General features: G+C 72.0%; 23 protein-coding genes and 3 pseudogenes. 15 read left to right on the forward strand and 11 right to left on the reverse strand.

From position 1 onward, the window contains the following. Nucleotides 1–6 precede the first annotated feature (6 nt). The gene (locus E2C04_RS12125; protein ID WP_188422326.1) at nucleotides 7–1,197 is read right to left on the reverse strand and encodes an NAD(P)-dependent malic enzyme; all 1,191 of its coding nucleotides are present in this window, start codon (nucleotides 1,195–1,197) and stop codon (nucleotides 7–9) included. Between the two features lie 90 nt (nucleotides 1,198–1,287). Next, nucleotides 1,288–1,659, reverse strand: a complete 372-nt coding sequence (locus E2C04_RS12130; protein WP_135832787.1) for a S24 family peptidase — start codon at nucleotides 1,657–1,659, stop codon at nucleotides 1,288–1,290. A 56-nt stretch (nucleotides 1,660–1,715) separates the two neighbouring features. Here E2C04_RS12130 and sodN point away from each other — a divergent pair, with 56 nt between their 5' ends. The 3 genes from sodN to E2C04_RS12145 all read left to right on the forward strand — a co-directional run bounded on the left by sodN (nucleotide 1,716) and on the right by E2C04_RS12145 (nucleotide 3,507). Further along, nucleotides 1,716–2,117, forward strand: coding sequence for a superoxide dismutase, Ni (gene sodN, locus E2C04_RS12135; RefSeq protein ID WP_135832788.1), 402 nt, complete (start codon nucleotides 1,716–1,718; stop codon nucleotides 2,115–2,117). A 147-nt stretch (nucleotides 2,118–2,264) separates the two neighbouring features. Continuing rightward, on the forward strand, nucleotides 2,265–2,696 hold the full coding sequence (locus tag E2C04_RS12140) for an ATP-binding protein (RefSeq protein ID WP_135832789.1): 432 nt from the start codon (nucleotides 2,265–2,267) through the stop codon (nucleotides 2,694–2,696). A 1-nt stretch (nucleotide 2,697) separates the two neighbouring features. Beyond that, on the forward strand, nucleotides 2,698–3,507 hold the full coding sequence (locus E2C04_RS12145) for an RNA polymerase sigma factor SigF (protein ID WP_135832790.1): 810 nt from the start codon (nucleotides 2,698–2,700) through the stop codon (nucleotides 3,505–3,507). A 12-nt stretch (nucleotides 3,508–3,519) separates the two neighbouring features. On the opposite strand, the gene E2C04_RS12150 is transcribed toward E2C04_RS12145, so the two are convergent. After that, the gene (locus E2C04_RS12150) at nucleotides 3,520–3,855 is read right to left on the reverse strand and encodes a hypothetical protein (RefSeq protein ID WP_135832791.1); all 336 of its coding nucleotides are present in this window, start codon (nucleotides 3,853–3,855) and stop codon (nucleotides 3,520–3,522) included. A gap of 287 nt (nucleotides 3,856–4,142) precedes the next feature. On the opposite strand from E2C04_RS12150, the gene E2C04_RS12155 reads away from it, so the two are divergent. Then, a complete protein-coding gene (locus E2C04_RS12155) occupies nucleotides 4,143–4,394 on the forward strand; it encodes a WhiB family transcriptional regulator (RefSeq protein WP_068113543.1) in 252 nt (83 codons plus the stop codon). 27 nt (nucleotides 4,395–4,421) lie between these two features. Here the strand turns inward: E2C04_RS12155 and E2C04_RS12160 are convergent, their stop codons facing one another. Continuing rightward, nucleotides 4,422–5,906: a sensor histidine kinase gene (locus tag E2C04_RS12160; RefSeq protein WP_338088756.1), complete on the reverse strand. Its 1,485-nt coding sequence runs from the start codon at nucleotides 5,904–5,906 to the stop codon at nucleotides 4,422–4,424. Between the two features lie 154 nt (nucleotides 5,907–6,060). Here E2C04_RS12160 and E2C04_RS12165 point away from each other — a divergent pair, with 154 nt between their 5' ends. The 3 genes and pseudogenes from E2C04_RS12165 to E2C04_RS22075 form a co-directional block, all read left to right on the forward strand. Next, nucleotides 6,061–6,912 (forward strand): DUF2785 domain-containing protein, encoded by an 852-nt coding sequence (locus E2C04_RS12165; protein ID WP_135832793.1) that lies wholly within the window; start codon nucleotides 6,061–6,063, stop codon nucleotides 6,910–6,912. 10 nt (nucleotides 6,913–6,922) lie between these two features. Next, nucleotides 6,923–8,581 carry an acetolactate synthase gene (locus E2C04_RS12170; RefSeq protein WP_135832794.1) on the forward strand — a complete coding sequence of 553 codons (1,659 nt, stop codon included), beginning with the start codon at nucleotides 6,923–6,925 and terminating at the stop codon, nucleotides 8,579–8,581. Nucleotides 8,582–8,690: 109 nt separating this feature from the next. Continuing rightward, nucleotides 8,691–8,810: pseudogene (locus E2C04_RS22075) on the forward strand (thioesterase, FlK family); the annotation flags it as partial. A 251-nt stretch (nucleotides 8,811–9,061) separates the two neighbouring features. Here the strand turns inward: E2C04_RS22075 and E2C04_RS22080 are convergent. From E2C04_RS22080 to E2C04_RS12200, 6 genes are all read right to left on the reverse strand, one after another. Then, on the reverse strand, nucleotides 9,062–9,136 hold the full coding sequence (locus tag E2C04_RS22080; RefSeq protein ID WP_369759046.1) for a 50S ribosomal protein bL37: 75 nt from the start codon (nucleotides 9,134–9,136) through the stop codon (nucleotides 9,062–9,064). A gap of 101 nt (nucleotides 9,137–9,237) precedes the next feature. Continuing rightward, nucleotides 9,238–9,498: a mycothiol system anti-sigma-R factor gene (gene rsrA / locus E2C04_RS12180; protein WP_135832795.1), complete on the reverse strand. Its 261-nt coding sequence runs from the start codon at nucleotides 9,496–9,498 to the stop codon at nucleotides 9,238–9,240. After that, nucleotides 9,495–10,109 carry a sigma-70 family RNA polymerase sigma factor gene (locus tag E2C04_RS12185; protein WP_135832796.1) on the reverse strand — a complete coding sequence of 205 codons (615 nt, stop codon included), beginning with the start codon at nucleotides 10,107–10,109 and terminating at the stop codon, nucleotides 9,495–9,497. Before E2C04_RS12185 ends, rsrA begins: the two co-directional genes overlap by 4 nt. Before the next feature lie 66 nt (nucleotides 10,110–10,175). Beyond that, nucleotides 10,176–10,835, reverse strand: a complete 660-nt coding sequence (locus tag E2C04_RS12190) for an alpha/beta hydrolase family protein (protein ID WP_135832797.1) — start codon at nucleotides 10,833–10,835, stop codon at nucleotides 10,176–10,178. Beyond that, nucleotides 10,832–11,680: an SOS response-associated peptidase gene (locus tag E2C04_RS12195; RefSeq protein WP_135832798.1), complete on the reverse strand. Its 849-nt coding sequence runs from the start codon at nucleotides 11,678–11,680 to the stop codon at nucleotides 10,832–10,834. Before E2C04_RS12195 ends, E2C04_RS12190 begins: the two co-directional genes overlap by 4 nt. 42 nt (nucleotides 11,681–11,722) lie before the next feature. Next, nucleotides 11,723–11,920: a hypothetical protein gene (locus E2C04_RS12200; protein WP_135832799.1), complete on the reverse strand. Its 198-nt coding sequence runs from the start codon at nucleotides 11,918–11,920 to the stop codon at nucleotides 11,723–11,725. A 707-nt stretch (nucleotides 11,921–12,627) separates the two neighbouring features. Here E2C04_RS12200 and E2C04_RS12205 point away from each other — a divergent pair. The 7 genes and pseudogenes from E2C04_RS12205 (at nucleotide 12,628) to E2C04_RS12235 (ending at nucleotide 18,682) form a co-directional block, all read left to right on the forward strand. After that, nucleotides 12,628–13,110, forward strand: a complete 483-nt coding sequence (locus tag E2C04_RS12205) for an RNA polymerase sigma factor (protein WP_158630692.1) — start codon at nucleotides 12,628–12,630, stop codon at nucleotides 13,108–13,110. Then, a complete protein-coding gene (locus E2C04_RS12210) occupies nucleotides 13,107–14,654 on the forward strand; it encodes a zf-HC2 domain-containing protein (RefSeq protein ID WP_135832801.1) in 1,548 nt (515 codons plus the stop codon). The genes E2C04_RS12205 and E2C04_RS12210 overlap by 4 nt, the downstream gene beginning before the upstream one ends. Next, nucleotides 14,651–14,956, forward strand: a complete 306-nt coding sequence (locus E2C04_RS12215) for a hypothetical protein (protein WP_135832802.1) — start codon at nucleotides 14,651–14,653, stop codon at nucleotides 14,954–14,956. The genes E2C04_RS12210 and E2C04_RS12215 overlap by 4 nt, the downstream gene beginning before the upstream one ends. A 9-nt stretch (nucleotides 14,957–14,965) precedes the next feature. Beyond that, entirely contained in the window at nucleotides 14,966–16,273 is a 1,308-nt protein-coding gene (gene aroA, locus E2C04_RS12220) for a 3-phosphoshikimate 1-carboxyvinyltransferase (RefSeq protein WP_135832803.1), read from the forward strand. 12 nt (nucleotides 16,274–16,285) lie between these two features. Further along, nucleotides 16,286–17,276, forward strand: a pseudogene (gene rsgA, locus E2C04_RS12225) (ribosome small subunit-dependent GTPase A). A gap of 29 nt (nucleotides 17,277–17,305) precedes the next feature. Continuing rightward, nucleotides 17,306–18,190, forward strand: a complete 885-nt coding sequence (hisN, locus tag E2C04_RS12230; protein ID WP_135832804.1) for a histidinol-phosphatase — start codon at nucleotides 17,306–17,308, stop codon at nucleotides 18,188–18,190. 111 nt (nucleotides 18,191–18,301) lie between these two features. Next, complete coding sequence (locus E2C04_RS12235; RefSeq protein ID WP_135832805.1) at nucleotides 18,302–18,682, forward strand: CBS domain-containing protein; 381 nt, start codon at nucleotides 18,302–18,304, stop codon at nucleotides 18,680–18,682. A 118-nt stretch (nucleotides 18,683–18,800) separates the two neighbouring features. Here E2C04_RS12235 and E2C04_RS12240 read toward each other — a convergent pair whose 3' ends face one another. Continuing rightward, a complete protein-coding gene (locus E2C04_RS12240) occupies nucleotides 18,801–20,162 on the reverse strand; it encodes a TrpB-like pyridoxal phosphate-dependent enzyme (protein ID WP_135832806.1) in 1,362 nt (453 codons plus the stop codon). A gap of 176 nt (nucleotides 20,163–20,338) precedes the next feature. On the opposite strand from E2C04_RS12240, the pseudogene E2C04_RS12245 reads away from it, so the two are divergent. Continuing rightward, nucleotides 20,339–20,705, forward strand: a pseudogene (locus E2C04_RS12245) (FKBP-type peptidyl-prolyl cis-trans isomerase). Nucleotides 20,706–20,775: the final 70 nt, after the last annotated feature.

Genomic DNA, 20,775 nt, shown 5'->3' on the forward strand with positions numbered 1-20,775 from the left:
TGAACCTTACCTGCGGGCGACCCCGTCACGTCGTGCCGCGTCCGCGACGGCCTGCGAGACGGCGGGTCCGACCCGCGGGTCGAAGGGCGACGGGATGATCATGTCCTCGGCGAGCGCGTCACCGACGAGGTCGGCGAGCGCGTCGGCGGCCGCGAGCTTCATGCCCTCGGTGATCTTGGTGGCGTGCACGTCGAAGGCACCGCGGAAGATGCCGGGGAAGCAGAGCACGTTGTTGATCTGGTTCGGGAAGTCGGAGCGCCCCGTGGCCACGACGCGGGCGTACTTGTGGGCGAGGTCGGGGTGCACCTCGGGCGTCGGGTTGGCCAGGCCGAAGATGACCGCGTCGGGGGCCATCGAGGCCACGATCTCCTCGGGCACCGAGCCGCCGGAGACGCCGATGTAGACGTCGGCGCCGTCCATCGCGTCGGCCAGCGTGCCCTTGCGGCCGAAGTTGTCGGCCGTGTCGCGGGCCAGGGCGGCCTTCACGTCGGTGAGGTCGCTGCGCTCGGAGTTGAGCACGCCCCGGCGGTCGAGCACGGCGATGTCGCGGATCCCGGCGCCCAGCAGGATGCGGGCCACGGCGACACCGGCCGCACCGGCGCCGGAGACGACGACGCGCGTCGACTCGGGCGTACGGCCGGTCAGCTTGAGCGCGTTCTTCAGGGCAGCCAGGGCGACGACGGCAGTGCCGTGCTGGTCGTCGTGGAAGACCGGGATGTCGAGGCGCTCCTTGAGCCGCTCCTCGATCTCGAAGCAGCGGGGGGCGGAGATGTCCTCCAGGTTGATGCCACCGAAGCTGGGCGCCAGGCGCGCCACGGTCTCGATGATCTCCTCGGTGTCGGTGGTGTCCAGGCAGATCGGGACGGAGTCGACCCCACCGAACTGCTTGAAGAGGACGGCCTTGCCCTCCATCACCGGCATCGCGGCGGCCGGGCCGATGTCGCCGAGCCCGAGCACGGCGGTGCCGTCGGTGATGACCGCGACCACGTTGGGGACCCAGGTGTACTCCTGCGTCATGGCGGGGTCGGCGGCGATCGCCTCGCACACACGAGCCACACCGGGGGTGTAGGCCAGGGAGAGCTCGTCGGCTCCCTTGAGCGCCACGCGCGACACCGTCTCCAGCTTGCCACCTACGTGAAGGTCGAAGACCGGGTCACCGTGGAAGGGGTGGGAAACGATTTCGGGCGCCTGTGACATGGCCCGAATTCTCTCACGTCCTGCTGTCATGCCCCCAGCAGGATCCGCGCTCGGAGCCCGGGGTGACGGACCTCACCCACATATATCCTCTTACACGTTGCCGCGGGCTGCAGGAACGCGTGCAGGCAGGCGCCGGGGACAGGGCCAGAGGCGTGCGATCGCCACGCCGAGCACGTCGTCCGCCGGCACGGTGCCGCGGTGGCGCGAGTCGACGCCGACCCCCGGGTCGTCGCTCAGCAGCCACCACCCGGGAGCGTCGACCCTGGTCCGGCGGGCCTCCGCGGCGCGCTTCACCACCAGGGTCCCGTCGGCGAAGCGGGCCACCACCACGGCACCCGGTCGCACCGCCGCGCCGTGGTGGACCAGCAGCCAGTCACCGGCCCGCAGGCTGGGGCGCATCGAGTCGCCGCGTACGCGTGCGAGCCCCACGCGTGAGGCACCCGTGAGGAAGCGTCGGACCATGCGAGTAGTGTCGCAGTCACCAGTCAAGGCTCGACGTACGACCGAGAGGAACACCGATGTTCTCCCGCTTCATCGCCCCGACCGTCACCGTGTCCGCGCACTGCGACCTGCCGTGCGGCGTGTACGACCCCGCCCAGGCCCGCATCGAGGCCGAGTCGATCAAGGCCCTGATCGCCAAGGTCGCCGACAACGACGACGCTGACTTCCGCACCCGCGCCATCCTGATCAAGGAGGAGCGCTCGGAGCTCGTCAAGCACCACCTCTGGGTCCTGTGGACCGACTACTTCAAGGCTCCGCACTTCGAGAAGTACCCTCAGCTGCACACCCTCTTCAACGAGGCCACCAAGCTCGCCGGCGCCGGCGGCACCAAGGGCACCCTCGACGCCGCCGCGGCGGACGAGCTGCTCGCCAAGATCGACGAGATCGCCGAGATCTTCTGGGAGACCAAGAAGGCCTGAGGCACTCCCCGGACGGGGGTGGGCCCGCGCAGCTGCGCGGCTCGCCCCCGTCCGGTGTCCTCACCCCGGCCGCGTCGAGCGGCCGAGCACAGCACCGCCCCACCCATCCCCCCGTCAGCCTCCCAGGCTGACCTCCGCAGGACGGAAGTGACGACCTTGGACGACCGCTCCCCCGCCGCCACGACGACAGCCCAGGTGCGCATGAGCGTCCCCGCCGACAGCGCCTTCGTGTACGTCCTGCGCAGCACCGCAGCGAGCATGGCCGCCCGTCTCGACTTCACCCTCGACGACATCGAGGACCTGCGCATCGCGGTGGGCGAGGCAGCCGCGCTGCTGGTCGCCTCGGCCACCCCCGGCGCCGACCTGGAGTGCACGTTCGCGGTGACCCCCGGCGAGGTCAACGTGACCCTGTCCACCCCCAGCGACGTCCCGCTGGCGGTCGTGACGGACTCCTTTGCCTGGCAGGTGCTCACCACCCTGACCACCTCGTGCACCAGCACGCACGACGCCGGTTTCGCGGTCGTCAACCTGCAGGTCAACTCCATCCTCCCCCCGGAGCCGCAGGGGACCGTGGCCTGAGATGACTCCCATTGCCCAGGGCACAGCCCCAGGGGAGGAAGCCGAGACCCACTTCGAGGCGCTCCGACGGCGTAGCCACGAGCTCTTCGACGTCCTCGTCGCGGCCGAGCCCGACTCCGTCGAGGCCCGGGTCACCCGCGACGAGCTGGTCCAGCTCCACCTCCCCCTCGTCGAGCACTGCGCCCGACGCTTCCGCAACCGCGGCGAGCCGCTCGAGGACCTGGTCCAGGTCGGCACCATCGGCCTGATCAAGTCCGTCGACCGCTTCGACGTCGAGCGCGGCGTCGAGTTCACGACGTACGCGACGCCGACCATCATCGGCGAGATCAAGCGCCACTTCCGCGACAAGGGATGGGCCATCCGGGTGCCCCGGCGCCTGCAGGAGCTGCGCATGCAGATCTCCACGGCGACCGGTGAGCTCTCGCAGAAGCTCGGCCGCTCCCCCACGCCGCGCGAGATCGCCGAGGAGCTCGGCGTCACCCTCGAGGAGGTCGTCGAGGGTCTCGCGTCCTCCAACGCCTACTCGACGCTGTCGCTCGACGCCGGCGACGACGACGACGACCGCGCCCCGTCGCTGGCCGACTCGTTGGGCACCGAGGACGACAACCTCGCCCACGTCGAGATCCGTGAATCGCTCAAGCCGCTCCTGGACCAGCTCGAGCCGCGTGAGAAGAAGATCCTGATGCTGCGCTTCTTCAAGAACATGACCCAGTCGCAGATCGCGGCCGAGGTCGGCATCTCCCAGATGCACGTGTCGCGACTGCTCAGCCGCACCCTGGAGCAGCTGCGGCGCTCGCTGGAGACCGACTGAGCAGGCGTCCGGTCAGCGGTCGACGGCCTTGAGGCTGGCGGGGTGGAAGATCCCCACCAGGACGACCAGGGCCGTCGCCGCGGCCAGCGCGGCCAGCACCGGGTTGGCGTCGCGGTTGCTCCACGCCGTGCCGAGGTGGATCAGCTGCGCCATCACGACGATGCTGCGCGCCCAGGCCTCGCGCTGCCAGAGCGCGCGGCCGCAGAAGGCGAGCAGCGCTCCGTAGCCGACGAAGAAGCCTGCCGTGCTCAGCCCCATGGCGAGCCGCTTCGAGTCGAGTGCCACGAGCTCGGCGACTCCCAGACCCACGAAGACCACGGCCTCGACCATGATGCCCAGGACGGCCATCGCCAGAGCCCACGGAACACGGGACGTCGGGGCACCGTCGAGCGCTCCGGTGGGCTCGGATCCGGGGGAAGGCACAGGAGGCGGGTTCACGTCAGCCACTTTAGTTGTGACGGATGTGACGCCCGGCAGGGGTTGTGCGATCTGCAATCTGTTGGAAGATTGGGTTGCGCCCTACAGAGGACTGCTCGGACGTCCCTTTGCGCATTGCTTCACCTCTCTGGACGCAGGGTCCACAGACCTTGCTCCAGTCACTCACTCCCCCACCCCAGGAAGAGGACTCCTCCCCCATGGATTGGCGCCACCGTTCAGCGTGCCTCGACGAAGACCCCGAACTCTTCTTCCCGATCGGCAACACGGGTCCTGCGATCCTGCAGATCGAAGAGGCCAAGCAGGTCTGCCGCCGCTGCGACGTGCGCGAGCTCTGCCTGCAGTGGGCCCTCGAGGCCGGCCAGGACCACGGCGTGTGGGGTGGCCTCAGCGAGGACGAGCGCCGCGCGCTCAAGCGCCGCAACGCCCGCGCCCGGGTCCGCACCGCCTGACCGTCGTACCGCTCGGGGCTGGGGGGCTCAGTCGAGCGGGACGTCGATCACGACGCGAGTGCCTCGCCCGTCAGGGGCCGCACCCATCGTGATGTGCCCACCGAGCTCCGACTCGACGAGGGTGCGCACGATCGAGAGTCCGAGGTTGGTGGAACCCACCAGGTCGAACCCATCCGGAAGACCGACCCCGTCGTCGACGACCTCGACCTCGAGCCGGTCGCGCACCTGACGCACGCTGAGGACGATCAGTCCCGTGGCGGGCTCCACGGCATCGTCCGCAGACGCCACCTGGTCCTCGTCGGTCGGGTAGCCGTGCTCGACCGCGTTCTGCAGCACCTCGGTGACCACCATCGCCAGCGCGGTCGCGACCTCGGAGGAGAGGTCGCCGAACGACCCCTCGCGGCGGATCTCCACCCGGTGGCCGGTCGCACTGACGTCGCTGACCATGCGGGCCAGCCGGTCGGCGATCTCGTCGAACTCGACGTGCTCGGCCACTGCCTGGCTCAAGGTCTCGTGGACGATCGCGATCGAGCCGACCCGCCGCACGGCCTCCTCGAGCGCCCACTTGGCCTCGGGGACGTCGATGCGCCGCGCCTGCAGCCGGAGCAGGGCGGCCACGGTCTGGAGGTTGTTCTTCACCCGGTGGTGGATCTCCCGGATGGTGGCGTCCTTCGTCATCAGCTCGCGCTCACGGCGACGCAGGTCGGTGACGTCGCGCAGCAGGATGAGGGCTCCGATCCGCTCACCCCGCGGCAGCAGCGGGATCGACCGGACGATCACCGACGCCCCGTCGGTGGTGACCTCGGCGGCCCGCGGTGCCCGTCCGCCCAGCACCGCACTGAGCGTCTCCTCGTCCTGCCGCCGCCGTGCCGGCACCAGCTCGCGGGTGAGGTCGCCCAGCACCAGGCCGGCCAGGTCGCCCTGGTGCCCCAGGCGGCGGTAGACGGACAGGGCGTTGGGGCTGGCGTACGTCACGCGCCCGGAGGCGTCGACGCGCATGAAGCCGTCGCCCACGCGCGGTGCGTCGGCGTCCTCGCTGCGCTGCCCCTCGGGCGGGAAGTGCCCGTGCGAGATCATCTGCGCCAGGTCGGAGGCGGTCTGCACGTAGGCGAGCTCGAGGCGGCTCGGCGTACGCACGCCCAGCAGGTTGGTGTTGCGCATGATCAGCGCGATGACGCGGTCGCCCCGGCGCACGGGGACCACCTCGACGCGCACCGGCACGTCGTCGCTCCACTCCGGGTCGCCCTCGCGGATCAGCCGCTGCTGCTCCCACGCCTTGTCGAGCATCCGGCGTCGCCCGGCCGGGACGAAGGTGCCCACGACGTCGTCGACCAGCGCCGTGGGGCCGGTCGTGGGGCGCATCTGGCCCCCGGCCCAGAAGCCGCGGTCGTCCCCGTCACGCAGCCACAGCACGAGGTCGGCGAAGGAGAGGTCGGCGATGATCTGCCAGTCCGCCATCAGCCTCGTCAGCCAGTCCACGTCCGCGTCGTCGAGGTCGGTGTGGGCTCGCACCAGTTCAGTCAGGGAGGGCACGAGAACCACACTAGGACGCGCTCCGGCCTCCCCCGTCGCTGACGCCCACCAAGGGCCGCGAGAGCGCTCACTTTCGGCCCCTGACTCCTCGGTACCCTCCCCAGATCCATGCCCCGGCTGGCAGGATGGACGCATGGGTGTTGGGTACTGGCGCGGGGTGGTGCGCGACGGCGTGCACGTGCCGCCCGACCGCACCCTGGGCGACCTCACCGCCGAGCTGACCACCATGCTCGGCTCCCCCGACCCGGAGATCAGGGACGGGCTCGCACTGCAGGTGCTGACCGTCTGGATCGGCCGCGGCGTCTACGACGATCTGCTCGTCGGGCTCGGCGACGGCATGGTGGCAGGGCTCCGGGTCGGCATCGGCGAGACCGGCACCCCGACCGTCTTCCGACGCAGCTGGTCGGCGCGCGTCATCGCGCACGTGCTGCGCCGCGACAACGACGAGCAGCTGCTCCCCCGCGAGGACGTCCTGCGCTGGGGCGACCTGCTGACCAGCTGGCTGCTGCGGGAGCAGGACGTACGCGGCTGGATCCCCGAGCAGGGCACGGCACGCGCCGTGGCGCACGGCGCCGACGCGATCGGAGCACTGGCCGGCTCGCGCCACCTCGACGCCATGGAGCTCACCGTGCTCCTCGACGTCGTCGCCGACCGCCTGGTGCGGCCCTCCCCGTTGGACCACGGCGAGACCGACCACCTCGCCGCTGCGACCGTGCAGGTGCTGGCCCGCGAACGGGTCCCCTTCGACGTGGTCGAGCGGTGGGTCGCGCGGGTGGGTGCCGCGGCCGACCCCGAGAGCGTCCCCGCCTCCTCCGACCCGTGGCTGCGCACCCGCAACGCCCAGGAGCTGCTGCGCTCGCTCCACCTCCAGCTGCTGCTCGGACCGCACCGGCCCAGCACTCGGGCCGACCTGCTCCTGGCCATCAACGACGCCCTGCGCTCCAGCAACGGACAGCACCTCCCCAGAATGGTGACCGGCAAGTAACCTGCGTCACATGACGGACGAGACGACCACAGGCCACGCCGGTGAGCTGGCCGTGACCGCGGCCCGCGCCCACGGGGTGTCGACGATGTTCACGCTCTCGGGTGCCCACGTCTTCCCGATGTACGACGGTGCCGTCAAGGCCGAGCCTCCGATGCGGCTGCTGGACGTGCGCCACGAGCAGACCGCCGCCTTCGCCGCGGAGGCGACCGGCAAGCTCACCCGCACCCCGGGCCTGGCCGTCCTCACCGCCGGCCCCGGCGTCACGAACGGCATCAGCGCGATCGCCCAGGCCCAGTTCAACGGCTCGCCGATGGTGGTCGTGGGCGGGCGCGCCCCGCAGAACCGGTGGGGCACCGGAAGCCTCCAGGAGCTCGACCAGCCACCCCTGGTCGCCCCGGTGGCGAAGGACGCGCGCACCCTCCCCACCGCCGGCGACGTCCTGGGCGGAGTCGACGCCGCCTTCCGCACGGCGGGCAGCTCGCACCGCGGCCCGGTCTTCGTCGACGTGCCGATGGACGAGTTCTTCAACAGCGCCTCCGGTCCGACCCCGACCGGCGAGCGGCCGGCTCCCCTCGAGCCGGACGGTGACGCGCTCAGCACGATCGCCGCCCTGCTCGCCCGCGCGCGACGCCCGGTGCTGGTGCTGGGCACCGACGTCTGGGCCGACCACGCCGAGGAGGCGGCCCTTCGCCTGGTCGAGTCGCTGGGCATCCCCACCCTGACCAACGGGATGGGTCGTGGCGTGCTGCCCGCCGGGCACCCCCTCCTCGTGACCAAGGCTCGCGGCCAGGCCCTCGGCACCGCCGACCTGGTGGTCGTGGTCGGCACGCCGCTGGACTTCCGCCTGGGCTACGGCTCCTTCGGCGGCAAGGACGGTGCCCCGGTCGCCGAGGTGGTCCACGTGGCCGACTCCCCCGGGCAGGTCTCCGCGCACGCCACCCTGGCCGCCTCGACCGCCGGCGACCTGACGCTGGCCCTCGACGGGATCGCCAGCGCCTTCGAGCGGGCGGGCCAGCGCCCGGACTGGACGGCCTGGACCACCGACCTGCAGGCAACGGTGGCCGCTACCACCGAGCGGGACCGGGCGCTGCTCTCCGCCGAGGCCGACCCGATCCACCCCGCCCGCATCTACGGCGAGCTGGTCCCCCGGCTGGCCGACGACTCCGTGGTGATCGGTGACGGCGGCGACTTCGTGAGCTTCGCCGGCAAGTTCGTGGAGCCGAAGCGCCCCGGCGGCTGGCTCGACCCCGGTCCGTACGGCTGCCTCGGCGCCGGTCTCGGAGCCGCCATCGCAGCCCGCATCGCCCGCCCCTCGGCCCAGGTGACCCTGCTGCTCGGCGACGGCGCGGCGGGCTTCTCGCTGATGGACGTCGACACCCTCGTGCGCCACAACCTGCCCGTGGTCATGGTGATGGGCAACAACTCCGCGTGGGGGCTCGAGAAGGGGCCGATGCAGATGCTCTACGGCTACGACGTCGCCGCCGACCTGGCTCAGCGCACCCGGTACGACGACGTGGTGAGGTCGCTGGGCGGTGCCGGTGAGACGGTGACCGACCCCCGGCAGATCGGGCCGGCCCTCGACCGGGCCTACGCTTCGGGAGTGCCCTACCTGGTCAACGTCATCACCGACGTCGAGGCGGCCTACCCCCGGGCCACGTTCGGCATCTGACCCCCGACCGCAGCGACTGGAGAGACATGGACACACCGACGACCCACACCGTCGCTTCACCGTCGCCGAGGACGACACGGCCGTCGCGGTCGGCAGCGGCAGCCTCCGCGTGCTGGGCACGCCCCGGTTGATCGCATGGCTGGAGATGGTGACCTGCGAAGCGGTCGCTCCCTCCCTCCCGCCGGGCGGCACCAGCGTCGGCACCCGGATCGCCGTCGAGACACTCGCGCCGAGCGCGGTCGGTCAGGTCGTCGAGGTGCAGGCCTCGACGGCGTACGTCGACGGGCGCCCTGCACCGCTTCACCGTCGCCGCCCGCAACGTGGTGGGCGACGCGCCCGGCAAGGTGGTCGCCTCGGGCGAGATCACCCGTGTCGTCGTCGACGCGGAGAAGTTCATGGCCAAGCTCGCCTGACGGCGACCACGACGAAAAGCAAGGACCCCCGGCGCCGTGAGGCTCGGGGGTCCTGGTGCTTCAACGCTCAGGCGTTGGGGCGCTTGCCGTGGTTCGCGCCCTTCTTCTTGCGAGCGCGGCGCTTGCGACCGGTCTTGCCCATGGTGTCCTCCTGGATGTCAGTGCGGGCCATCTTCTCAAACTCCGGGGCGCGGAGGCCAATCGCCTCCCTGTTCGCCCCGGCGAGAGGCGTACGTCCGGGGCTCAGCCCTCGGTGATGCGGACCTGCACCTCGCGCAGCTGCACCAGGACCCGCTCCCGCAGACCCTCGGGAGCGGACTCGCTGCACGAGCGCGCGACGACGGTCTTCACCGTGCGCTGGAGGTCGTACTTCTGCAGGCACGGGCCGCACTCGTCGAGGTGCGCCTGGACGGCCGCGCAGTCGGCGCCGTCGAGCTCGTTGTCCAGGAAGTAGACGATGCGTTCGAGGTAGTCCGCACAGTCGTCGTTGTGCTGGTGGCTCATTGGTCCTCGCCCTTCGTGCTGGCGCCCCCGGGGAGCAGGTCGTTCTCGCGTACGTAGTCGCTCAGCAGGTCGCGCAGCTGACGGCGGCCACGGTGGAGGCGCGACATCACGGTGCCGATCGGCGTCTCCATGATCTCGGCGATCTCCTTGTAGGCGAAGCCCTCGACGTCGGCCAGGTAGACCGCCAGTCGGAACTCCTCCGGCAGCTTCTGCAGCGCCTCCTTGACCTCGGAGTCGGGGAGGTGCTCGAGCGCCTCGGTCTCGGCCGACTTGAGGCCGGACGAGGTGTGCGACTCGGCACGGGCGAGCTGCCAGTCCTCGACGTCCTCGGCCATCGACTGCTGCGGCTGCCGCTGCTTCTTGCGGTACACGTTGATGAACGTGTTCGTCAGGATGCGGTAGAGCCAGGCCTTGAGGTTGGTGCCGGCCTTGAACTGGTGGAACGAGGCGAAGGCCTTCGCGTACGTCTCCTGGACCAGGTCCTCCGCGTCGGCGGGGTTGCGGGTCATCCGCATCGCGGCCGAGTAGAGCTGGTCGAGGTACTGCATCGCGTCGCGCTCGAAGCGCTGCGCGCGCTGCGCGTCAGTCTCTTCGGTGAGGGAGTCAGTCATCGGATCCCACACTACCGTCGTGTCGTCGGTCGTCAGTGTTGCCAGCACGAGCAGCACAACACGGCCTCATGCGGATTGATTCCCCACCACGTCACCGGCTGCCTCCCGGACCACCCACTCCAGCGTTGCCTCCACCACGATCGCCAGCGCCTCCTCCTGCTCCAGGGGCGCCCGCTTGGGCACCTTGAGGGAGTGGTCGGCGTACGGCACGACGCAGACGTCGACGTCGTCGGGGAACTCCGACGGGGTGCCCATCGTGTCGCGCTCGCCCTGCACCACCAGGGTCGTGACCTCGGCGCCGTGCAGCTCCTCCAGCCGCGACTTCTCCGGCTTGCCCGGCGGGTGCAGCGGGAAGGAGAGGGCCAGGCAGCCACTCGCCCCCACCTGCAGGGCGGTACGGGCGGCGGAGCGGGCGCCGGCCGAGCGACCCCCGACGATGAGCGGCAGGTCCGACGGCATCAGCCCGGCGGCCACGACGAAGGCCTCGTCCAGGGTCGCGGGCGCGGTGGCGATCTTGCGTCCGGCGCGGCGCCAGGGCTGCTCGAAGAGCGCGACCGTCACGCCCTGCGGCGGCAGCGCCTCGGCCAGGGCCACGAGGTCGATCGCCTCGATGCCACCCCCGGCGCCGTGGCTGAGCAGGAGCACCGCGACGGGGTCGACGGCGTGGTGGACGACCAGGCGCCCCTCGCCACGCGGCGTCTCGACCAGCTCTTCCTCGACCCTCATCTGCGCTCCCTCGTGTCCTTCTTCTCGATCTCCTCGGCGGCGAAGAGGGCGTCCTCGCCCTCCCCTTCCGCCCCGGTGTCGTGGCCCGCGACGTCCTCGAGCGGCAGCGGCTCCACCAGCTGCGGACCGTTGTTGCGGTGGTTGCCCACGGCTGTCGAGACCGGGTAGGCCTCCAGCACGCCCGGGGCCGCGGGGACCAGCAGGTCACCGACCTGCTCCACCTCACCCAGCGCGGGGTCGAGCCAGTCGTCCCACCGCTCGCGCTCGACCATCAGCGGCATCCGGTCGTGGATGTGGCCGAGGTCGTCGGCGGCCTCGGTGGTCAGGACCGTGCAGGTCCACCGGAAGCGATCCGGGTCGTCGTCGGCCCGGTCGGGGTCGCGCCAGATCTCGTAGAGCCCGGCCATCGCCAGCACGCCGCCGTCGCGGGGCCGGATGAAGTAGGGCTGCTTGACCGGCTTCCCGGCCTTCGTCACCTCCGAGGTCACGTACCACTCGTAGTAGCCGTCGGCGGGGAGCAGGCAGCGCCGCGAGCGGAACGCCTTGCGGAAGGCCGGCTTCTCGCTGGCGGTCTCCGCGCGGGCGTTGATCATCCGGCTGCCGATCGCGGGATCCTTGGCCCACGACGGCACGAGCCCCCACGTCAGCGTGCGCAGCTGCCGCTGGGCCGGCACCGCGGAGCCATCGGCCTCGGTGCGCGCCGGGCGCTCGAGGACGGCGTACACCTCCTTGGTGGGGGCGACGTTGTAGTCGGCCGCCAGGGGCGCGGGCACCCTGTTCTCGACCACCTCGAACTCCTCGACGAGGTCCTCGGGGCGTCGGCTCGACGCGTAGCGACCGCACATGCGCCCACCCTAGCCGCGCTCGGCGCCGCGACGGGGCGTGCGTCAGGCGCGCGCCAGCTCGTCGAGCATCAGGCCGCTGGCCAGGTCGCTGGCGGGCAGGCCCTCGATCCAGACCCGGGCGTCGTGGCCCCGCACGTCGACCCCGTCGACGAGTCGGCGCAGCAGCCGGACCTTGACCCCGAGGCGGGCGTCCCGCTCGGCCAGGACGGCGACCCGGTTGACGCCGAGGCGTCCGACCACCTCGGCGGGGGTAGACGGTGCGCAGGGCCTCCCCCAACGCCGCCATCCGCATCGCCCGCCCGATCGGGTCCCCGCCGCCGTCGCCGCCGTGCCGGTCACGCGGCAGGTCGACGACGACCAGGGCGTGCGAGTCACGCGGGTGGACGCCACCCGGACGGTGGCGGCGGTAGAGCGTCGACAGGGTGCTGCGCACGTGGGCCAGGCTGGAGAGCCCGGTCATCGGGTCCTCGCAGCTGATGTGGCTCACCACCGAGAGGGTCGCCTCGCTCCAGGCCGCGACCAGGGCCGCGACCGCCTCGTAGGCGGGGTCCTCCGCGCGGACCTGCTGCCACGTCGTACGCAGGCTCGCGAGCGTTCGTCCACCGACGCGCCGTCCAGGGCGCTCTCCCGCCCCGCCGCCTCGCAGCAGCGAGCGGGCAGCCGTCCGAGAGGAGCGCCTCACCGACGCCCTCGAACCCCACGGGGAGCCCCATGCTCCCTCCGGGGGTCGCGAGCGAGGGGTCGAGCGTGCTCGCGGGAGCCGTGGCGCTCTGGCGCCCCCATGCGGCGAAGATCCCATGGCTCCCTCCTCGTTCGTCGGACCACTCGTGGAAGGGACGGCGCAGGGTGCCTTCCATGACGCGATCGGAGAAGTTTTTGCCGACCCGGGCACGTGCTGCCCGAATCGCTACGCTGGTCACGTCCCATCGTCCTCGGATGCGAGTGCCGTGACCCAAGCGCTGCCATTGATCGACGAGCCCGGAGACGCCGAACTCATCTCGGCGGTCCGCGGCGGAGATCTGGATGCCTACGGACTGCTGTACGCACGCCACGTCGACGCAGCCCGTCGGCTCGCCCGACAGCTCGCGCAGCGCGCGGACGCCGAGGACCTGGTCGCCGACGCGTTCGCCAAGGTGCTCGGCGTGCTGCAGCGTGGAGGCGGGCCCGACGTCGCCTTCCGGGCCTACCTGCTGACCGCGCTGCGCAGCCTGCGCGTCGACAAGGCCCGCGCCGCGTCGAAGGTGCAGCCGACCGACGACCTGGAGCCCTTCGACCCCGGTGTCCCTTCCGCGACACCGCCGTCGAGGGCTTCGAGAACGCGGCAGCCGCACGGGCCTTCGCCTCGCTGCCCGAGCGCTGGCAGCTGGTCCTGTGGCACACCGAGGTCGAGGGGCAGAAGCCGGCCGACGTGGCTCCGCTGCTCGGCATGACGCCCAACTCCGTCTCGGCGCTGGCCTACCGCGCACGCGAGGGCCTGCGCCAGGCCTTCCTCAACGAGCACGCCAACGAGCTCGAGGGTGACACCTGCCGGTGGGTGCACCAGACACTGGGCGCCTACATCCGCAACGGGACGTCGCGGCGCGACTCCGCGAAGGTCGAGACGCACCTCGACGAGTGCCGCACCTGCATGGCGATCTACCTCGAGCTCACCGAGGTCAACAACAACCTCGCCGGCATCCTCGCGCCGTTGCTGCTCGGCGGGCTCGCCTCGGCGTACGTCGCCTCGGGTGCGGCCGGAGCGGCGAGCTCCTCGGGCGTCATCTCCACCGTGGTCGGGCGCGTGCGCGACGCGGTGCTCGGCAACACGGTCACCGCGGCGGCCGTCGGGGCTGCCGGTCTGGCCGCGGCCGGCGCCGCGGCTGCGGCGGTGGTGATGGTGATGAGCCCCAACGAGCCCCCGGCGATCACCTCCGACCCGCCGCTGGTCGCGACGGCGTCGGCCTCGCCGCTGCCCGGGATGCCCGAGGGCCGGGTCGGAAGCGACGACCGCCAGGGCGTGGAACCGCCCGGCGGGCCCCTCCCCTTCGGCCTCCCCACCGCGACGTACGCCCCACCCACCGCCGGCGCGCCGGGTGATCCCTCGCAGGAGCCGACCGACGGCGGCCCGGGCGACCCCACCGACGCCCCACCCGACGGCGACCCGACCGACGCGCCGACGGGCGCACCGGACCCGTCGGACTCACCTGCCCCCACGGACGAGCCCACGGCTGGCCCGACGCCGACCGCTGGGCCGACCTCAAGCCCCACAGCTGAGCCCACGACTGGGCCCACAGCCGGGCCCACCTCGACGCCCGAGCCGTCGCAGACGCCCTCGGCGTCGACCAGCCCTGACCCCTCCACGGGTCCCACCTCGGAGCCCTCCACGACTCCGTCGCCCGAGCCCACGCCTTCGACCACCCCGTCGCCGTCCCCCTCCACGTCGCCGTCGCCGGAGCCGACCGACGAGCCGACCACATCACCGGAGCCCACGCCGGACCCGACCGACGAGCCGACCACGTCACCGGAGCCCACGCCGGACCCGACCGACGAGCCGAGCACCACACCGGACCCGACCCCGACGACGGAGCCCAGCCCTCAGCCGAGCCCGGACCCCACCCCGTCTCCGGAGCCCAGCCCGGACCCGACGCCGACGGACCCGTCCTCGCCGAGCCCCCAGCCAAGTCCCGACCCGTCGCCCAGCCCGTCGCCCAGCCCGTCGCCCAGCCCGTCCCCCAGCCCGTCCCCCAGCCCGACGGACGAGCCGACGCCCACCGACGAGCCCACCCCCACGGACGAGCCGACGCCCACCGACGACCCCACGCCGACCGACGACCCCACGCCAACCGACGACCCCACGCCGACCGACGACCCCACGCCAACCGACGAGCCCACGCCGACCGACGACCCCACGCCGACCGACGAGCCGACCCCGACGGACGAGCCCACGCCCACCTCTGACCTGAGCGTCTCCGCGACCTCGACCCGCGGTTGTTGAGCTACGAGGTCACGGCGACGATCTCCGGGCTGCCGGTCGACGCCGTGGCCACCTTCGACGTCAGCGACGAGGGCATCTACCTCTACGGGACGAGCACCCCGGGATGCAGCTCGTTCTTCGGCGGACCGGTGAGGTGCACGTTGATCGGCACCGGCGCGCCCCAGGTCGTGAAGTTCACGGTGATCCGCATCAGCGGCTCCCCGGTCCTCACCATGAGGGTGGCGAGCGACCAGGTCGACGACGCCGACCTCTCCAACAACAGCGTCGACCTGCACCTGCACCGGGACTCCACCGATGACTAGGCTGGGCCGGTGAGCCTGCTCCCCGACACCCTCGACCCCTGGCCCGCCCCCTTCGCGTCCGCACCGGTCGACCTCGTGGTCGACCTGCCCGGCAGCAAGTCGCTCACCAACCGCGCCCTGATCCTGGCAGCGCTGGCCGACGGGCCCTCCGTGGTCCGCAAGGCGCTCCACTCGCGCGACACCCTGCTGATGGCCGGGGCCCTGAGCAGCCTCGGCGCCGAGGTCGACACCGACGGCGACGACTGGCACGTCACCCCCGCCCCGCTGGGCAGCTCGGCGCCCACCGACGACCGCCGGGTCGACTGCGGCCTGGCCGGCACGGTGATGCGCTTCGTCCCGCCGCTCGCCGCCCTCGTCCCCGGCGTGACCGCCTTCGACGGCGACCCGCACATGCGCAACCGCCCGGTCGGCGAGATGCTGGCCGCGCTGCGCGCCCTCGGCGTCCGCGTCGACGACGGCGGCTCGGGTGGCCTGCCGTTCGCGGTGCACGGCACCGGCAGCGTACGAGGAGGCCGGGTCGTGCTCGACGCGTCGGCCTCCAGCCAGTTCATCTCGGCCCTGCTCCTGGTTGGCGCCCGCTTCGACGAGGGGGTGGAGGTCGTCCACTCCGGCGCCCCGGTGCCCTCGCTCCCCCACATCGAGATGACGGTGCAGCTGCTGCGTCACCACGGTGTGGCGGTCGACGACTCGGTCCCCGACCGGTGGGCCGTCGCGCCGGGCCCGATCACGGCCCGCGACCACCTCGTGGAGCCAGACCTCTCCAACGCCGCCCCGTTCCTGGCCCTGGCCGCTGTCTCCGGCGGACGGGTCGTGGTACGCGACTGGCCCCGCTCCACCACCCAGGCCGGCGCGGCCACGGCCGACATCCTCGGCCGGATGGGCTGCGACGTCGCACTCGTCGACGAGGGCCTGGCCGTGACCGGCCCGCAGCGGCTGCGCGGCGTCGACGAGGACATGCACGACGTCGGCGAGCTGACCCCCGCGGTCGCCGCCCTCTGCGCGCTGGCCGAGAGCCCCTCCCGGCTCACCGGCATCGGCCACGTCAGGGGCCACGAGACCGACCGCCTGGCCGCACTGGCCACCGAGATCAACGGGCTCGGCGGCCACGTCGTCGAGCACCCCGACGGGCTCGAGATCCACCCCGCGCCGCTGCACCCCGGCGTCTTCCACACCTACGCCGACCACCGGATGGCCCACGCCGGCGTCATCCTGGCGGCGGCCGTCGAGGGTGTCACCGTGGAGAACATCGCGACCACGTCGAAGACCTTCCCCGACTTCGCCGCCTACTGGTCCGGACTCTGGGCAGCCCGGGTCTGAGGCCGACGACAGATGAGCAACCGCTACGACGAGACCGACCACGAGAGCTACGAGCGACCCCGCCGACGGACGCGGCCCCGCACCAAGGACCGCCCGACCTACGACGACGCGCTCGACGCCCGCGTGATCACGGTCGACCGCGGACGCTTCACCCTGGACGTCGACGGCCAGCGCGTGATGGCGATGAAGTCACGCCCCCTCGGCCGCAAGGGCGTCGTCGTCGGTGACCGCGTCCGCGTGGTCGGGGACGTCTCGGGACGCGACGGCAGCCTCGCCCGGATCGTGGAGGTCACCGAGCGCACCACCGTGCTGCGGCGCACCGCGGACGACGACGACCCGGTCGAGCGGGTCATCGTCTCCAACGCCGACCAGCTGGTCGTGGTCACCGCGCTCGCCGACCCCGAGCCCCGCCCCCGCCTGATCGACCGGGCCCTGGTCGCGGCGTACGACGCCGGCATGGCGCCCCTGCTCTGCCTCACCAAGGCCGACCTGGCCGACCCCGAGCCGTTGCTGCGCACCTACCGCTCCCTCGGGGTGCCGTGGGTGGTCACCCAGCGCGGCGACGACCTGTCCGAGGTGCGGGCGGCGCTGCAGGGCGTACGAGCGTCCTGGTCGGCCACAGCGGCGTCGGCAAGTCGACGCTGGTCAACGCGCTCGTGCCCGACGCCAGGCGCGAGGTCGGGCACGTCAACGCCGTCACCGGACGCGGCCGCCACACCTCGACGTCGGCCTACCTCCTGGCGCTGCCCGACCACGCCGGCTGGATCATCGACACCCCCGGCATCCGCTCCTTCGGACTGGCCCACGTGCAGCCCGAGCGGCTCATCGAGGCCTTTCCCGACCTCGACGAGATGACGAGGACTGCCCCCGCGGCTGCACCCACGGGGCCGGCGAGCCGGAGTGCGAGCTCGACGAGGCACTGGCCGCTGGCGACGCCGATCCCGACCGCGTGGAGTCGTTCCGTCGGCTCCTCGCCGCCCGCGAGGGCGGGCAGGAGTACTGAGCGGTCGCCGCAGCACATAGCCTTGCCCCATGTCGATCACCGGCTCCGGCTCCTCTGACTACACCGACGACCTGCGGCTCGCCCACGTGCTGGCCGACGACGCGGACTCCCTCACGACGTCCCGCTTCAAGGCGATCGACCTCCACGTGATGAGCAAGCCGGACCTCACGCCGGTCACCGACGCCGACCGCGACGTGGAGGAGGGCATCCGCCGCACGCTGTCGAAGGCCCGCTCGCGCGACGCGATCCTCGGCGAGGAGCAGGGCTCCACCGGCCACAGCCAGCGCCAGTGGATCATCGACCCGATCGACGGCACCAAGAACTTCGTCCGCGGCGTCCCGGTCTGGGCGACCCTGATCGCGCTCGTCGTCGACGGCGAGGTCGTGGTCGGCGTCGTCTCCGCACCGCAGCTGCAGCGCCGCTGGTGGGCCTCCAAGGGCGGCGGCGCCTGGACCGGCAAGAACCTGCTCAAGGGCCAGCGCATCGAGGTCTCCGACGTACGCCGCCTCGAGGACGCCTCCTTCTCCTACAGCTCCCTGTCGGGCTGGGAGGAGCGGGAGCAGCTCGACGCCTTCATCCAGCTGTCGCGCCGGGTCTGGCGCACCCGCGCCTACGGCGACTTCTGGTCCTACATGCTGCTCGCCGAGGGTGCCGTCGACATCGCGGCCGAGCCGGAGCTCGAGCTCTACGACATGGCGGCGCTCGACATCATCGTGCGTGAGGCCGGCGGCCGCTTCACCTCGCTGACCGGCGAGGACGGCCCCTGGGGCGGCAACGCGGTCGCGACCAACGGCCACCTCCACGACGCGGCGCTGGCCTTCCTCGGCACCTCCGAGCACGACGGCAGCGACCCCGACCAGCAGGCCCGCCGCTCGGGGTCGGTCACCGAGCTGCGCCGCCGCCCCACCTCCTGAGGCCCTCCTGGCCCACGTGCTCCAGGTCACATTGGGGCATGTCCGGCCCTTCTCAGGCCCGCCCGCGACCACTACGGTGACCGCAAGGGTTCCGGGACCAGGAGGAGAGCCATGCGTGTCAACGACGTACTCAAGGGCAAGCAGATCCAGGAGATCGTGACGATCTCCCCCGACGCCACCGTCGCCGAGCTGGTCTCACTGATGGCTCGTCACAACATCGGCGCCGTCGTGGTCAGCGCCGACGGCACCGCCCTGGACGGGATCGTCAGCGAGCGCGACGTCGTACGCCGGCTCAACGAGGAGAGCACGGTGCTCGACCACACCGTCTCCTCGATCATGACCGCCGAGGTGCGCACCTGCGAGGGCACGGAGAACGTCACCGACCTCATGCAGCTGATGACCGACCAGCGCATCCGCCACGTCCCGGTGCTCACCGACGGCGCGCTCACCGGCGTGATCAGCATCGGCGACGTGGTCAAGAGCCATAGGTGAGCTGAGTTCGAGCGCGACCAGCTCGACAAGTACGTCCACACGACCTGAGTCGCGCCCCCGGACGGACGAGGCCCTCCCGCTGCGCAGCGGGAGGGCCTCGTCGGTGGGCGGTCAGCGGTCAGCCGCGGATCTCCGGCAGGGTCGAGAGCGACTTCTCCAGGTCGGCGTCGGAGAGCAGCGAGTCGCCGGTCAGGTTGCCCTTGAGGTAGGAGTCGAAGGCGCCCAGCTCGAGCAGGCCGTAGCCCGACAGACCGATCACGATGACCGGCTCGGTGCCGGCCTCGTTGGCCGCCAGCACCTCGCGGCGGGCCTGGGCCAACGCGTGCGACGACTCAGGAGCGGCGACGATGCCCTGCGTACGGGCGAACTCGACCGCGGCGGCGAAGCACTCGTCCTGGTCCAGGGCGACGGCCTCGACCATGCCCTCGTGGACGACGTGGCTGACCAGCGGCGCCATGCCGTGGTAGCGCAGGCCGCCGGCGTGGATCGGGGACGGCACGAAGTCGTGGCCCAGGGTGTACATCTTCATCAGGGGCGTGAGGCCCGCGGTGTCCCCGAAGTCGTAGGCGTAGGTGCCCCGGGTCATCGTCGGGCAGGACGACGGCTCGACGGCGACCAGGCGCGCCGACTTGCCGGCGGTGAGGTTGTCGCGCAGGAACGGGAAGATCAGGCCGGCCAGGTTGGAGCCGCCGCCCGCGCAGCCGATCACGATGTCGGCGCCGGACTCCCCGGCCTTCTCCAGCTGGAGGACCGCCTCCTGGCCGATAACGGTCTGGTGCAGCAGCACGTGGTTGAGCACCGAGCCGAGCGCGTACTTCGCGGTCTCGTCCTGGGCGGCGAGCTCGACGGCCTCGGAGATCGCGATGCCGAGCGAGCCGGGGTGGCCCTCCTCGAAGGCGCGACCCGACTCGGTCATCTGCGACGGCGAACGGTGAACCGTGCCGCCGAAGACCTCGATCAGGGTGCGGCGCTGGGGCTTGGTGTCGAAGGAGTGGCCGACCTGCCACACCTCGCACTCCATGTCGTAGAGCGAGCAGGCGTAGGCCAGGGCGGTGCCCCACTGCCCGGCGCCGGTCTCGGTGGTGAGGCGGTTGATGCCGTTGAGCTTGTTGTAGTACGCCTGGGGCACGGCCGTGTTGACCTTGTGCGAGCCGGCCGGCGAGCCGCCCTCGTACTTGACGTAGATGCGGGCCTTCGTGCCGAGCTTCTCCTCCCACTTGCGGGCGCGGATGAGCGGCGCGGGGCGGTACTGGGCGTAGACCTCCTGCACGGCCTCCGGGATCTCCACGTAGCGCTCGGTGGTGACCTCCTGCGCGATCAGCTCCGGCGGGAAGAGCGCCGACAGGTCGTCGGGACCCACGGGCTGGTGGGTGCCGGGGTGCAGCGGCGGCGGAGGCGGCGTCGGCAGGTCGGCGACGATGTTGTACCAGGACGTGGGGCGCTCGTCCTCGGACAGGGTGAAGGTCATGGGCTGCGTCATCGGCAATCTCCTGCGAGTCGTGAGGGCCGTCCAGGCCCGGGCGCAGCCTACGTGGCCGACGCCGTCACCGGTGGAGGACCCGAGGCCTCGGCACGCAGGGAGGCGACGCTCCGGGGCTGCATAGGATGGAGCCCGCAGGCACACGAGTGCCGGCACCCGCACAACGAGAGGCAGCCATGGAGAAGCCCGAAGTCGACCCGCACATGGGCGACGCCCCCGCAGACCTGGAGATCACCGACCTCGTCGTGGGTGACGGCGACGAGGCCACCTCCGGCAGCACCGTCTCCGTCCACTACGTCGGAGTCGCGCACTCCACCGGCGAGGAGTTCGACGCCAGCTACAACCGCGGCAACCCGCTGCAGTTCCGCCTCGGCATCGGCCAGGTCATCTCCGGCTGGGACACCGGCGTGCAGGGCATGAAGGTGGGCGGCCGCCGCCGCCTCGTCATCCCGCCGCACCTGGGCTACGGAGCGTGGCGCCGGTGGCGTGATCAAGCCGGGCGAGACCCTGATCTTCGTGGTGGACCTGCTCGCCGTGAAGTGACCCCGTACGCAAGCCGCCCGCGCCCCTCGTGGGTCGCGGCGGCTTCGTCGTCCCGGGGCTGCCCCGGGCC

Origin of the sequence: Nocardioides daphniae, assembly GCF_004777465.1 — a bacterium.
GTDB lineage: Bacteria > Actinomycetota > Actinomycetes > Propionibacteriales > Nocardioidaceae > Nocardioides > Nocardioides daphniae.